Raw genomic sequence first — 13,477 nt, forward strand, 5'->3', positions numbered from 1 at the left:
CAGCCTCTGCTTAATTATTGTATGAAATGTCTTGATCCTGCTGATCTTGACAACGTTCGAAAAAGCTTTGCGTTAATTCATTCGGAACCAGTATCTGCGTTTTGAATAAATGCTTTAAAGCATCCATCATCTGTTTTCCGATTCCTTGATGGCGATGAGAAGGATTCACACTGATATGCCGGATCTCAACCTCAGAATCCTTTTTTTCGACTCCGATTGCTCCGACAATATCCTCGTCCTCTTTCCAAAGAAAGAGCTGGCGGTCTGTATCCGTTTCGTAGTCCTTAATTGTCTGCTGAAGCTGCTTAAGGTCTTTTTCACTCGGCATGAACGAAAGAAGCCCCATCGCAATCTTTTCAAACGATTTTTTATAACGAATTAACATAAAAACCCCTCTATATCCAAAATGTCCAGCCTGGCTATTAACGGATACGAATAGGTGATCCGTTTTCTCACATTATATCATTTTCGCCATATTTTTAAACTGTTTTCAACAAATTATTCAAATGAACGGTTTAAATTTGCCATTTCTATGGCAGAAACAGCGCAATCTACACCTTTGTTGCCCGCTTTCGTGCCGGCACGCTCAATCGCCTGTTCGATGTTTTCTGTTGTCACAATCCCAAAGATGACCGGTACGCCCGTCGTGTTTGCTGCTTGCGCGATGCCTTTTGCGGCTTCATTGCAGACATAATCGTAATGTGTCGTCGCGCCTCTGATGACAGTGCCCAATGTAATAATCGCGTCATATTTTTTTGTTTCGGCCATTTTTTTTGCGGCAAACGGAATTTCAAATGCGCCTGGAACCCAAGCCACATCGATATCATTTGTGTCTACGCCGTGTCTGAGTAACGCATCTTCTGCACCACTTAGCAGCTTGCTTGTAATAAAATCATTAAATCTTCCTACTACGATTCCGATTTTCAGACCTGTACCAACTAAATTTCCTTGTATGATATTCATATGATTCCCATCCTTTTTTGTGATATTTGTGATTAAAAATGAAGTAAATGACCCAGTTTGTTCATTTTGGTTTGCAAATATTTTTTGTTATGCTCTTTTGCCTCCATTTGAAGCTGCACTCTTTCTGAAATGCTGAGTCCATAGCCTTCAAGGCCGGCGATTTTTCGCGGGTTATTCGTCAAAAGCTTCATATTCCGCACACCGAGGTCGCGTAACATTTGTGCCCCGATGCCATAGTTGCGAAGATCAGGCAAGAATCCGAGCGCTTCGTTGGCTTCTACGGTATCATAGCCTTCTTCCTGAAGCTTATAAGCTTTTAATTTATTGATCAAACCGATGCCTCGGCCTTCTTGGCGCAGATACAAGAGCACTCCCCGCCCTTCAGCGGCAATTTGCGTCAAGGCAGCGTGCAGCTGCGGACCGCAGTCACAGCGATGAGATCCAAATACGTCGCCTGTGAGACATTCTGAATGCACCCGGACTAATACCGGTTCTTCACCGAACGGCACATCTCCCATTACAAATGCGACATGCTCTTTTCCGTCTACCTCGTTTGTGTATCCGTAAACCTTGAATGTGCCAAAATCAGTGGGCAGCGTAATGTCAACTTCGCGCTCGACAAGTGATGTCAGGTTGTAACGGTATTGAATCAAATCTTTAATGGTGATCATTTTTAATTGATGCTTTTTCGCTATTTCAATGAGCTCAGGCACTCTTGCCATCGTTCCGTCTTCATTCATAATCTCACATATGACTCCGGCTCCTTGAGATCCGCAGGCTTCAGCAAGGTCAACAGCGGCTTCTGTATGGCCTGCTCTTTTCAGCACTCCCCCTTTTTTCGCAATGAGCGGAAAAATGTGCCCCGGACGCTGGAAATCAGACGGCACGGATTTGCTGTCCAGCAATGCTTGAACGGTAAAAGATCTTTCTTGGGCGCTGATACCTGTTTTCGTTTTGCGGTGGTCAATGCTTACCGTAAATGCAGTATGGTGAGAATCTGTATTATGCTCAACCATTGGGTGCAGATCAAGCTTGTCTGCGATGTCCTCACTAAGCGGCGTGCAAATCAATCCTCTTCCGTGTGTTGCCATGAAGTTAATGACTTCTGGGGTTGCATGCTCGGCAAGAGCGACAAAGTCTCCTTCATTTTCTCTGTCTTCATCATCTACAACGATGATGACTTCGCCTTTTTTTAAAGCGTCTAGCGCTTCTTCTATTGGATGAAACATACGAATCTTCCTCTCTAAAAGCCGTTTTCGCTTAAGAAGGCTTTTGTAATGGTTTGTTTGGTCTTATTTTCACTGGCTTTATGCAGAAATCGATACATATATTTTCCGATCATATCGCATTCGATATTCACTGTAGAGCCAATCGTTTTATGTGAAAAAATCGTTTCGCTGATGGTATGCGGTATTAAAGAAATCGTCACTGTATCCTCTGACAGGCCGAATATGGTCAAACTTACGCCATCCACGGTAATGGATCCCTTTAAAACCAATGTTTTTGTTAAAGACGGATCCATTTTTAAATCATAGTAAACAGCGTTGCTTTTCTCTTCAATTCGTGTAATTTCAGCAGTTCCGTCGACATGTCCTGAGACAAAATGGCCACCGAATCGGCCGTTTGCCGCCATCGCTCTTTCCAGATTCACTTTGCTTCCTTTTGATAATTCATTCAGTGATGTCGCTTTGACTGTTTCAGGCATTACATCTACTGTGAATTGGTTTTTTGTAAAATCGGTGACAGTCAAGCAAATGCCGTTCACCGCAATGCTGTCGCCCAGATGAACATCCTCCAGTATCTTGGAGCATTTGATTGTCAAGGCCATTGAATGCCCTGCTTTTTTCATGGATTCGATTGTGCCTGTTTCTTCTATAATTCCTGTAAACATGGTCACCATCCTACTCGTTTATCGGTTTTGCCGTCAATTTGATATCACGGCCGATTTGGGTTATATCAGTGAATTGTAATAAGGGGACATCTTTCATTGATTGAAAACCTTCACCGGAGATTAAGCCGGGAGCATGCGTTCCTCCGATTAGTTTAGGGGCAAAATAGAAGATGATTTCTTGAAAACAGCCTTCTTTGACAAAGCTTCCGTGAACAGCTGAACCGCCTTCCACATACACGGACATGATGCCTTCTTCAGCAAGGATGTGCAGGATATCGGGAATTTGAATGCGCTCAGTTTCTAGCGTAAATACGTTCACTCCGAAGTCTGAAAGCCGTTTTTTCTTTTCCTCGTCTGCGCGTGCCGTTGTGAAAATCCATGTCGGCGCTGCCTGATCGCAAATCACTCGGGCATTCTCAGGGATCGAGAGTTCGGTATCAAGTATCACCCGTACCGGCTGTTTCGCCACATTCGGCAGCCTGCAGGTTAAACTCGGATCATCGGCTTTCACGGTCCCAACTCCGACCAATATGCTTTGGTGTGTTTTCCTGTATTGCTGAGCATCCTGTCTGGCAGCCTCTGACGTGATCCATTTGCTGTCGCCCGTAATGGTGGCTGTCTTTCCATCAAGACTGGCGGCAGCTTTTAGTGTGACGTAAGGGAGGCCTGTCCTCATAAAGTGCAGAAATTTTTCATTCAGCTTCTCCGCCTGATCAGCCAGGATGCCTTCCTTGACTTCAATACCGGCTTCTTCCATCATGCTGATCCCTCTTCCAGCGACAAGCGGGTTAGGGTCTCTCATCGACACAAACACGCGTTTGATGCCAGAGTTGATAATCAGTTCTGCACATGGCGGTGTTTTTCCGTAATGGCTGCAAGGCTCGAGGGTCACGTAAATATCAGCACCCTTTGCATGGGAGCCGGCCATCTGGATCGCATGGACTTCTGCATGAGCTTCACCATATTTTAAATGGGCACCCATTCCGACAATTTGTCCGTCCTTTACCACAACAGCGCCAACGAGCGGATTGGATTCGGTCTGTCCTTCACCCTGCTTCGCGAGATCTAATGCCAGCTTCATATAAGACTCTTCCATTTGTTTCCCTCCCCTCTGTTATGATTTACCGTCAAAAAAAGCCCCGAATTTATGAAAAATCCGGGGCTTTAGGTATTTTACGCAATAGGAAATAACACTATGCATTTTTGAATGTTTTGCATAGCGGCTCATCATCCTTCTCCCATCCAGACTTTCACTGTCGGCTTCAGCTTAAACTGAATCCACCGCGTGCATATGCACACGGGTCACGGGCTCTAAAGCGCATTCGCTTTACCACCGCCGGTCGGGATTTCCACCCTGCCCCGAAGGATACAATCTTTATTCATTTGTCCTTATTGGCTATTATAGCGATCCTTAAGAAAGTACGCAATGAAATAAACTTACAATTTGAGAAAAACAAAGCATCACCCTTCAATCTGAAAGGTGATGCTTTGTTAATCATTCACTTTGGCAACCTTGATTAATCCATCGATCCGCTTTGATTTGCTGAAGTATGCCTTAATCTTGTCACCTTCTTTTATATCAGACAAATCCTGATGTAGCTTTTTTCCGTTGAAGATGATTTTCGTGCCGTTTTCGGCCTCTCCTTGATACTCAGAGCCATCAATTTTCGTCACTTTATACTCCTGAATGGTGTATTCCTCTTCCTCCGAGGACAAGGTTTGTCCAATTGCTGTCGGGACATCCTTCAGCTCAACGCCATTTATGTACATATAACCGCCTGCAAGTAAAAGCAAAAGCACTAACAGAATGGTAATCTTCGTTTTTATTCTTCCCATTATTAGACCTCCAGCCAATATGAATCTATTCATTCATATGAGTTATTCCTCTTTTTCATGAATAAAAAACTGTAATTTCTCGTAAATTATTAATATAACGATGCATAACGGGAATATGTTTCACCTTTCTGCAATTTCTTTTCTATAGGTATACGAATTTATGTTCTGGTTTTGGGGGATGGATGAAAAAAAGATAAAAAAAAGCAGTCCCCTGTTCAGGAGCTGCTTGATTCTACTTTGTTTTGCGTATTTCGTTAAACGGGAAGAAAACAAACTTAGACGTACCCGCAATTTGTTTTTTTGTGAAGAGTCCAAGCCCGTTTCGGCTGTCCATTGAATTCCGCCGGTTATCACCCATGACAAAATACTTGTCATCAGGCACTTTAACCGGTCCGAAATCATCGGTCAAATGTTTACCTTTCTGTTTCGCTCTTTTTTTATTGGCTGCCAAATAAGGCTCGGCCACCTTTTTTCCATTGATGTAGAGCTGGTCGTTCTTCATTTGGACTGTATCACCGGGCAAACCGATCAGCCGCTTGACATAGTGGACGTCATCTCCGTTTAGCACGATGATATCCCCTCTCTTAAACTCACCTATGTACTTGACTGTCATATTGACAAATACCCTTTCATGGTCATGAAGGGTGGGCTCCATGGACTCGCCATCTACGACATACGGCGCAAAAATAAAATGGCGGATGAGCAAAGCGAGAACAACCGCAATCACAATTGCTTTTGCCCATTCTAACATTGTTTTTTTCTTTGAAACATGTTCTGATTTCAACTGATTTCCTCCAATAAACAACGGTCTGCAAGTTAATGTTACCACGAATCGAAAAGAAATCCCATCAGGACCATTGACATGATTTTACACTCTCTATTAATCTTCATCTTCTACCCAAATCAAGCCTATCTTTTTCTTGTCAACCACAACCACCCCTGCATCAAATGTCGCTTGTGTAATAGGACTCCAACTGCTTAATCTAACATCACCGGACTGAACATCAACATCAGCATTCGTAACATACACAGGATCATCCGAAAAGTAATGAAAGAAATAATCGCTTAATTCAAAAGCGATGGGCTCGGAAGATAGAGAGATCTCGTATGCTAAATCTTTAGATAATATATAAGTCATGAGATGACGGGCGGTCTGTTCATCTATTGCGTTCCATTGATCGTCAAGTCCATGATACCCATGGTTCTTGACGAAATGATTCACGTCACGAAGGATACTGGAATGTTTGCGGCAGCCTATTTCACAGGTGACATAACCAGCATCCCGTTTTGATTTCATCATATGTTTGAAATCATCAAAGCTCGAAAACATGGATCAGCCTCCAAAAAACAAATCCAATATGTTGCCGGCTGTTGAGGATTCTTTGTTATAAAACTCTGAATATCCGCAATTCTTACAGTACACCACGAGAAAACGGTTATTCTGAACATCAAACAATTTCGACAATCCCGTGCCGGTTGTGGCGATTTCTTTTTGTCCCGCTTCAGTACTTCCGCATTTTATACAGCCTTTGTTGTTCATACGCCAAGCTCCTTTTTAACATCACGTTTGTTTTGATTCATTTTACTACAAAATCCCATTTTCAATGAACGATGTTACTTTAAAGTTTTCTTAATTCTTTCAGATGAGATGAACGCGAGTCTCGGGAATGATTAAAGAATCAATCCGCTTTTGCGGCATATACAAGATTTAGTATTAGCAATGTTACATTTTCGTCAGGCGATGCTCTACTGGAACATTTTCGCCAATAAAAAAAGCTCCCCCAATCGAGGAAGCTTACCATCTGCCTATTATCCTTCTACACGAACTTCTTTCATAACATCGCCGTTAGACATGTTTTTCGCGAATTCTAATCCGCTTGTTACTTTGCCGAATACAGTGTGAACCCCGTTCAAATGAGGCTGTGGCTCATGAACGATGAAAAATTGGCTGCCGCCAGTGTCTTTTCCGGCATGCGCCATCGAAAGAGATCCCGCTTCATGTGTGTGCGGGTTTCCTTCTGTTTCACATTTGATTGTGTACCCTGGACCGCCTGTTCCAGTTCCGTTCGGGCAGCCTCCTTGGCTGACGAAGCCTGGAATCACTCGGTGAAATGTAAGACCGTCATAGAAGCCTTCATTCGCAAGCTTTTCAAAGTTTGCGACAGTGCCCGGTGCAGCTTCAGGGTAAAGTTCAAATTCAATTTTGTTGCCGTCTTCTAATAAAAAGTAACCTGTTTTCAATTGTATGCCCACTTTCTTTATTTTAATTTTCAAAGGAGATTATGTATGATAGGGTATAGCCTGTCTCTCCTTGTCGCGGCTATTATACCACACCTTTCGGGGGAAAACGAATTAACCGTCTTTGTAAAAAAACAAAAATGAAACCTGGATCTCTTTAGCTCCGTCTAACCTAACGGAACTGTATTTTTTATCATGATTCAGGTCCTCGCAAAGCAGCTCTATCCAGCTGCTTGTGAAATTGAAGGAGGTCAAACTGCTTTGAAAAAAATATGGATTGGAATGCTGGCAGCGGCCGTTTTGCTGCTGATGGTTCCGAAAATCAGTCTGGCGGATGCCGCAGTCGGAGATGTTATTGTCACACTGGGTGCTGATTTATCAGAATCTGATAAACAAAAAGTGCTTAACGAAATGAATGTCCCTGACAATGCCACAACGATAACGGTGACCAATAAGGAAGAACATGAATATTTAGGAAAATATATCCCAAGCGCTCAAATTGGATCCAGAGCGATTTCGTCATCATCGATAACCATTGCCAAAAAAGGCTCTGGACTGAATGTTGAGACCCATAATATCAGCGGCATCACAGATGAAATGTATCTAAATGCGCTGATGACAGCCGGTGTGAAAGATGCCAAGGTGTATGTGACAGCCCCGTTTGAAGTATCCGGGACTGCGGCTTTAACTGGATTGATTAAAGCGTATGAGGTTTCGTCTGATGAAGCGATCTCAGAGGATGTTAAGCAAGTAGCCAATCAAGAGCTTGTCACGACATCTGAGCTCGGAGACAAAATCGGTAAGGAAAATGCGGCTGCACTGATTGCAAAAATCAAAGAAGAGTTTGCCAAAAACGGTGTGCCTGACAATAAGGCTGACATTGAAAAACAAGTGGACGAAGCGGCTTCTGACTTAAACGTCACACTTACAGACAGCCAAAAGGATCAGCTTGTCTCCCTATTCAATAAAATGAAAAATGTTGACATCGACTGGGGGCAGGTCGGTGACCAGCTTGATAAAGCAAAAGATAAGATAACGAAGTTCATAGAATCAGATGAGGGCAAAAACTTCATCCAGAAAGTCATTGATTTCTTCGTATCGATCTGGAATGCAATTGTTTCTATTTTCAAATAAAAAACAGCATCAAAAAATAAGAAGATGGGGATTTTTGATTTTCAATCTTCAAAAATCCCCACCTTCTCTTTAGTCTAAGCGCCGAGGAATCGGCGCTTTTATTGCTTTACACTCGTTTTAAAGGGCAGGTCAAGTTTGACAATATCCTCGTATGTTTCTCTCTTTACGACCAGATGATCCTCGCCATTTTCTACAAATACAACAGCAGGTCTCGGGATTCGATTGTAATTGTTGGCCATGCTATATCCGTAAGCGCCTGTACAGAAAACGGCAAGCAAATCGCCTTCTTTTACTTCTGGCAGGTCAATATCCCAAATCAGCATATCACCGCTTTCACAGCACTTTCCGGCAATCGAGACCGTATTGTCGTGCGCCTCTCCGATACGGTTGGCTGTCGCAGCTTCATATTTAGCCTGATAGAGCGCGGGACGAATATTGTCGTTCATTCCTCCGTCTACAGCTACATATTGGCGGACACCCGGCACTTCTTTTTGAGAGCCAACCGTATAAAGGGTTGTGCCTGCGTCTCCTACGAGAGAACGGCCCGGTTCAATCCATATTTCCGGAATGTGAAAACCGTAACGGGCAGCATTTTCTTTCACAGCTTCGATAATGCTTTCAACGTATTCAGTAGCGTGAAGCGGTTCATCGTCTTCTGTATAACGGATGCCAAAACCTCCACCAAGATTCAACACCTTGGATACAAACGAGTAAGACTCCCTCCACTCGTCCAGTTTTTTGAAGATTTTTTCCGCCGCTAACACAAAACCAGCCGTATCAAAAATTTGTGAGCCAATATGGCAATGGACACCCAGAAGCTGAATGTGTTCTGATTGTAACACTTGCGCAATTGCCCGTTCAGTTTGTCCGTTATGAAGATCGAAACCGAACTTTGAATCTTCCTGACCTGTTGTAATGTAATCATGCGTATGCGCTTCTACCCCCGGCGTAATCCGAAGAAGGACATCAACGGAGTGGCCCGTTTCTTTACATAGGTCTTCCAGAAGCGACATTTCATAGAAATTATCCACCACAATGCAGCCGATGCGGTGTTCAAGTGCCATCCGCAGTTCTTCCCTGCTCTTGTTATTCCCATGAAAGTGAATGCGTTCTGCCGGAAAGCCGGCCGCAACAGCTGTATAAAGCTCTCCTCCAGACACGACATCTAAAGAGAGTCCCTCTTCCTCTGCGAGCTGAATCATCGCGACGGATGAGAACGCTTTGCTCGCATACGCTACCTGAGCTTTCAGCCCTGCAGCAATAAATGCCTGCTTAAAGCTTTTAGCACGCTCACGTATTAAAGCCACATCATATACATAAAGAGGTGTTCCATATTTTTCCGCTAAATAAAGAGCGTCCACACCTCCGATTTCTAAATGCCCATGTTGATTTTGCCTGCTTGTGCCGTGTAAGAACAATGTCATTCCCTCTTTCTCCGCTTATGGATGAAAAGGACAGTTTTATGGACTGTCCCTTCACAATTAAGACATACATTATCATACTCTTCAGTCAGTTTCAATGCGATTATGAATCGGTAGGCTGTCTTAAGCGATTTCTCGGGTGAACGATACTAGGTCTTACTTTCGCGCCAGGTTTTGCTGTGCGGATCAGTATCTGCCATAATGCCTTGCCATTAAAGGGAATCAGCGGCCATAAGTACGGTGTCTGAAGTGATTTGATGCTGGCCATGGCGATAATGAGTACTGTGAATCCGATAACGAGCCCTTTCACATGAAATATGGCAACGAGTATCATGAGAGTCAGGCGGCCCATTTTGTTTGCCAAGCTTAATTCATAACTAGGCGTCGCAAAGGTTCCGATGGCCGCAAGTGAGACGTACAAAATCACCTCTGGCGAAAACAGGCCGACTTCAATAGCAATTTGTCCGATCAGCACAGCAGCGATGATACCCATTGCTGTCGACAGAGCTGTCGGTGTATGAATGGCCGCCATTCTGAGAAACTCGATTCCTAAGTCAGCTAAGAATATTTGCAGGATGACCGGGATATGCGTATCTTTATTTAAACCGATAAATTTCATATTCTCGGGCAACAGATCCGGCTGCAGCACAAAGAGAAACCAGATCGGGAGAAGGAGAGTGGATGCAATGATGCCGATAAATCTTACCCATCGTAAAAAAGTACCGACTGCAGGCGCTTGCCTGTACTCTTCAGCATGCTGGACATGGTGAAATAAAGTCGTCGGTGTGATAATCACACTCGGCGATGTATCAACCATGATGACGACATGGCCTTCAAGCACGTGATTGGCAGCCACATCGGGTCTTTCCGTATAGCGGACGAGCGGATACGGGTTGTAGCCTTGTTTAATGATGAATTCCTCTACTGTTTTATCAGCCATCGTTAAGCCGTCAACGTCAATGGCAGCAATTTCTTTTTCCACGATGTCAACCAGATCTGGATCTGCAATATCTTCTATATAAATAATGCTCATATCCGTTTTAGATCGCTCGCCGACCTTTGTCATCTTGATGCGAAGCCGTTCGTCTCTGATCCGCCTTCTGAGAAGGGCCGTATTGACGACGATATTTTCAACAAATCCGTCTCTTGCTCCCCTGACCACCTTTTCCGTATCAGGTTCTTCCGGATTTCTGCCCGGATAGCTTCTGACATCAATAATAAACGCGAAGCCCGTGTCTTCAACAATGACTGCGACTAATCCAGACAGCAACTGGTCAGTCGTTTCATCCAGCGTTTTTACTTTTTCGACCTGGGCGTTAAGAAGCCTATTTTCGACAATATCGACCAGCTGATCCGGGTCCTCATCACGATTGTTAATGGCTACGAGCTCTCGCATTAAATGAATGATAAAGGCCGTATCACATAATCCATTCAAATAGTAAAGATGAATTTCTTTGTCTAAAATCGTGAGCTTGCGAACCCCTACATCGTAGCTTGTTCCCATCCCGACACGTTTTTTGAAGTATGCTTCATTTTTGTCTGGATTCCGATAAACCTTGATTTTCTCTTGCTTTTGGTCCGGCATGATACCCGCTCCTTTCTAAAATAAACTCGACCGCTTTCATGGTGATTGGCGATCCTTTTGAGATATCGTCTTTTCTGCCCATTTTGCCAATATCCCCGATACCGACAATAAGCGGGAGATCAAGTTTATCAAGGCAATAGACTGTATCTCCGTTCATTCTGTGTTCATCAAATTCCTGCTCTCCGATTTTATCTACACCGTATTCAGTTATTTCTCCATTGCGGTCAATGCTTACGTCAACTCTGGTCCACTCAGCCTGATGGGTTTTTGATGCGACCGCAATCACTCCGAGCACTTCAATTGACGGATGGGTGGCGACATAGCTGAGAGCAGCTTCTCCCGGCCCCTCTCCTTGAAGGCCCGAGTCGTCAAACATGACAAATACGGGATCATACGGTGCTAGGGTGATCAGCTTGACAAGCTCCGCGCCGCTGCGGATAGAAGGGTTGCCTTTTGATTGTGAAATACATCGTCCTCCCACTTTGTTTGCGGCGTATTCAATTGTTTTAGCGGCATACACATCCCCGTCTGTTACCAGTATGACCTTGCGTTTTGTCGTCATGTCGGCATTATCCTTTCGGTTTAAAAATAACAGCTACGATAAAGGCGAAGAGAATAGCGGCTGAGATACCGGCGGACGTCAGTTCGAAAATCCCCATGCCGATTCCAATAAATCCGTGTATATGCGCCTGATGCATGGCACCGTGCAGAAGACTGTGGCCGAAGCTGACGATCGGAACGGTGGCGCCTCCTCCGGCAAATTCAATAAATTTATCGTAAATGCCGAAACCATCTAAAATCGCGCCAGTCACCACAAAAGATGTCATGACGTGGGCGGGTGTCAATTTAAAAATGTCCAAGAGCAGCTGCCCGACAATACAGATGGCCCCGCCGCATACAAAAGCCAAAAGGTAGTCCATATTAAGATGCACCTCCTGCACGCTCAAATACAACCCCGTGGGCAATAGTCGGGATGGTTTCTTTTTGCTGGATCATTGTCGGGCTTAACAGCGCTCCGGTCGCCACGACGAATACGCGGTTTAATTTTCCTTCTTTCAGCTGCTTAAAAATGTGAGAGTAAGCAACAAGCGCTGAACAAGCGCAGCCGCTTCCTCCGGCAAAGACCTGCTGATCCGGCGTGTAAACCAAAAGCCCGCAATCATCATGCTTTGTGCCGACCGGATAGCCATCTTCTTTTAAGATGTCTTTTACGATGGGAGATCCGACACCGGATAGGTCACCTGTCAGGATCAGATCATAGTCATCCGCTGTCCGATTGAGATCTTTAAAGTGCTGCTTAATCGTATCAGCTGCAGCTGGAGCCATGGCTGATCCCATATCAAACGGATCGGTAATTCCTAAGTCGGAGACTTTTCCGACAGTCGCGCTAGTGATTTGGATATCACCCGGTGTCTGGCTGATGACCACAGCTCCGCTTCCTGTAACAGTTGAGGTGGCTGTGTCCGGTTTTTGGCCTCCGTATTCCGTCGGATAACGAAACTGTCTTTCCGCAGTAGCATTATGACTGCTGGTGGCAGCAAGCGCCCTCTTGGCGAACCCGCCGTCAACTAGGGCTGATGCGACAGCCACTGTTTCCATTGATGTTGAACAGGCGCCAAACATACAAAGAAACGGGATGTTCAAGTGTCTTGCCACATAGTTGGCCGTTACATTTTGATTCAGCAAGTCGCCTGCCAACAATAGATCAATATCATCTTTTGTGAGATCACTTTTTTGAAGCGCTGAAGTAATCGCATCTTCCATCAGCTGGCGTTCTGCCATTTCCCAGCTTTTTTGATTACAGTGCATCTCGTCATAGGTTTTATCATACAAAGAGCCAAGCGGCCCATCCTTTTCCTTTGGTCCGGCTGCCGTTCCCGCCGAGTTGACAAATATGGGATGTTCGAATACCCAGGTTTGCTTTCCGGTTAATTTCATTTTCTTTTCCTCCTATGACATCAGTTTCTCAAAAGCAAACCGAATCATTCCGACGATGTAAGCAGCCACAACACCGAAAACAATAACATTTCCTGCCAGTTTAAACATATTTGTCGCTACTCCAAGCACGAACCCTTCACTTTTATATTCCAGCGCCGCGCTTGCCATGCTGTTGGCAAAACCTGTGACTGGGACAGCTGAACCGGCGCCTGCAAACTGTCCGATTCTGTCATAGATGCCAAACCCGGTTAAAAGGGCTGAAATTAATATCAGTGTTGCTGCCGTTGGATTTCCCGCTGTTTTTTCATTAAAATCAAAAAAATGGATATAGAAATTCTGCAGACCTTGCCCGATCGCACAGATCAGACCGCCTACCAGAAAGGCTTTGACACAGTTCCAAACGTAAGGCGGCTTAGGCTGATATGTTTTTACTTTTGATTTGTAGTTTTCTTTTATGTTTGTCATCTTAAA

17 protein-coding genes, 1 pseudogene and 1 riboswitch are annotated in these 13,477 nt (G+C 44.4%); of the genes and pseudogenes, 2 read left to right on the top strand and 16 right to left on the bottom strand.

Going from position 1 to position 13,477, the window contains the following annotated elements:
- Window positions 1–10: 10 nt before the first annotated feature.
- The 8 genes from ribT to SC79_RS20460 all read right to left on the bottom strand — a co-directional run bounded on the left by ribT (window position 11) and on the right by SC79_RS20460 (window position 5,828).
- A complete protein-coding gene (gene ribT, locus SC79_RS06390; protein WP_039074354.1) occupies window positions 11–385 on the bottom strand; it encodes a GNAT family N-acetyltransferase RibT in 375 nt (124 codons plus the stop codon).
- A gap of 113 nt (window positions 386–498) precedes the next feature.
- On the bottom strand, window positions 499–963 hold the full coding sequence (gene ribH, locus SC79_RS06395; protein ID WP_003223915.1) for a 6,7-dimethyl-8-ribityllumazine synthase: 465 nt from the start codon (window positions 961–963) through the stop codon (window positions 499–501).
- Window positions 964–995: 32 nt separating this feature from the next.
- The gene (locus tag SC79_RS06400) at window positions 996–2,192 is read right to left on the bottom strand and encodes a bifunctional 3,4-dihydroxy-2-butanone-4-phosphate synthase/GTP cyclohydrolase II (RefSeq protein WP_039074355.1); all 1,197 of its coding nucleotides are present in this window, start codon (window positions 2,190–2,192) and stop codon (window positions 996–998) included.
- 14 nt (window positions 2,193–2,206) lie between these two features.
- Entirely contained in the window at window positions 2,207–2,854 is a 648-nt protein-coding gene (gene ribE, locus SC79_RS06405; protein ID WP_039074356.1) for a riboflavin synthase subunit alpha, read from the bottom strand.
- Window positions 2,855–2,864: 10 nt separating this feature from the next.
- Window positions 2,865–3,950 (bottom strand): bifunctional diaminohydroxyphosphoribosylaminopyrimidine deaminase/5-amino-6-(5-phosphoribosylamino)uracil reductase RibD, encoded by a 1,086-nt coding sequence (gene ribD, locus SC79_RS06410; RefSeq protein WP_039074357.1) that lies wholly within the window; start codon window positions 3,948–3,950, stop codon window positions 2,865–2,867.
- A 130-nt stretch (window positions 3,951–4,080) separates the two neighbouring features.
- Window positions 4,081–4,225, bottom strand: a riboswitch (FMN riboswitch).
- Window positions 4,226–4,345: 120 nt separating this feature from the next.
- Entirely contained in the window at window positions 4,346–4,690 is a 345-nt protein-coding gene (locus SC79_RS06415) for a hypothetical protein (RefSeq protein WP_010328168.1), read from the bottom strand.
- Between the two features lie 232 nt (window positions 4,691–4,922).
- A complete protein-coding gene (sipS, locus tag SC79_RS06420) occupies window positions 4,923–5,474 on the bottom strand; it encodes a signal peptidase I sipS (protein ID WP_039074358.1) in 552 nt (183 codons plus the stop codon).
- A gap of 96 nt (window positions 5,475–5,570) precedes the next feature.
- A complete protein-coding gene (locus tag SC79_RS20460; RefSeq protein ID WP_082022582.1) occupies window positions 5,571–5,828 on the bottom strand; it encodes a hypothetical protein in 258 nt (85 codons plus the stop codon).
- Window positions 5,829–5,843: 15 nt separating this feature from the next.
- Here SC79_RS20460 and SC79_RS20465 point away from each other — a divergent pair.
- Window positions 5,844–6,081 (top strand): annotated as a pseudogene (locus tag SC79_RS20465) (hypothetical protein).
- Here SC79_RS20465 and SC79_RS06430 read toward each other — a convergent pair.
- Together SC79_RS06430 and SC79_RS06435 are read right to left on the bottom strand one after the other, a co-directional pair.
- On the bottom strand, window positions 6,024–6,230 hold the full coding sequence (locus SC79_RS06430; RefSeq protein ID WP_003236703.1) for a zinc ribbon domain-containing protein: 207 nt from the start codon (window positions 6,228–6,230) through the stop codon (window positions 6,024–6,026). The pseudogene SC79_RS20465 and the gene SC79_RS06430 overlap by 58 nt on opposite strands.
- A 269-nt stretch (window positions 6,231–6,499) precedes the next feature.
- Window positions 6,500–6,931, bottom strand: a complete 432-nt coding sequence (locus SC79_RS06435) for a peptidylprolyl isomerase (RefSeq protein ID WP_039074548.1) — start codon at window positions 6,929–6,931, stop codon at window positions 6,500–6,502.
- Between the two features lie 258 nt (window positions 6,932–7,189).
- Between SC79_RS06435 and SC79_RS06445 the strand changes: the two genes are divergently transcribed.
- A complete protein-coding gene (locus SC79_RS06445) occupies window positions 7,190–8,062 on the top strand; it encodes a DUF1002 domain-containing protein (protein WP_039074360.1) in 873 nt (290 codons plus the stop codon).
- A 98-nt stretch (window positions 8,063–8,160) separates the two neighbouring features.
- On the opposite strand, the gene lysA is transcribed toward SC79_RS06445, so the two are convergent.
- The 6 genes from lysA to spoVAC form a co-directional block, all read right to left on the bottom strand.
- Window positions 8,161–9,480: a diaminopimelate decarboxylase gene (gene lysA, locus SC79_RS06450; protein WP_039074549.1), complete on the bottom strand. Its 1,320-nt coding sequence runs from the start codon at window positions 9,478–9,480 to the stop codon at window positions 8,161–8,163.
- Between the two features lie 106 nt (window positions 9,481–9,586).
- Window positions 9,587–11,068 (bottom strand): spore germination protein, encoded by a 1,482-nt coding sequence (locus SC79_RS06455; protein WP_039074361.1) that lies wholly within the window; start codon window positions 11,066–11,068, stop codon window positions 9,587–9,589.
- The gene (spoVAEA, locus tag SC79_RS06460; RefSeq protein ID WP_039074362.1) at window positions 11,013–11,630 is read right to left on the bottom strand and encodes a stage V sporulation protein SpoVABEA; all 618 of its coding nucleotides are present in this window, start codon (window positions 11,628–11,630) and stop codon (window positions 11,013–11,015) included. The genes SC79_RS06455 and spoVAEA overlap by 56 nt, the downstream gene beginning before the upstream one ends.
- Before the next feature lie 7 nt (window positions 11,631–11,637).
- The gene (spoVAE, locus tag SC79_RS06465) at window positions 11,638–11,988 is read right to left on the bottom strand and encodes a stage V sporulation protein AE (protein ID WP_010328177.1); all 351 of its coding nucleotides are present in this window, start codon (window positions 11,986–11,988) and stop codon (window positions 11,638–11,640) included.
- Between the two features lies 1 nt (window position 11,989).
- The gene (spoVAD, locus tag SC79_RS06470; RefSeq protein ID WP_039074363.1) at window positions 11,990–13,006 is read right to left on the bottom strand and encodes a stage V sporulation protein AD; all 1,017 of its coding nucleotides are present in this window, start codon (window positions 13,004–13,006) and stop codon (window positions 11,990–11,992) included.
- Window positions 13,007–13,018: 12 nt separating this feature from the next.
- Window positions 13,019–13,471, bottom strand: coding sequence for a stage V sporulation protein AC (gene spoVAC, locus SC79_RS06475; RefSeq protein WP_014114265.1), 453 nt, complete (start codon window positions 13,469–13,471; stop codon window positions 13,019–13,021).
- Window positions 13,472–13,477 lie beyond the last annotated feature (6 nt).

The organism is Bacillus sp. MSP13, from assembly GCF_000815295.1.
Classification (GTDB): domain Bacteria; phylum Bacillota; class Bacilli; order Bacillales; family Bacillaceae; genus Bacillus; species Bacillus vallismortis.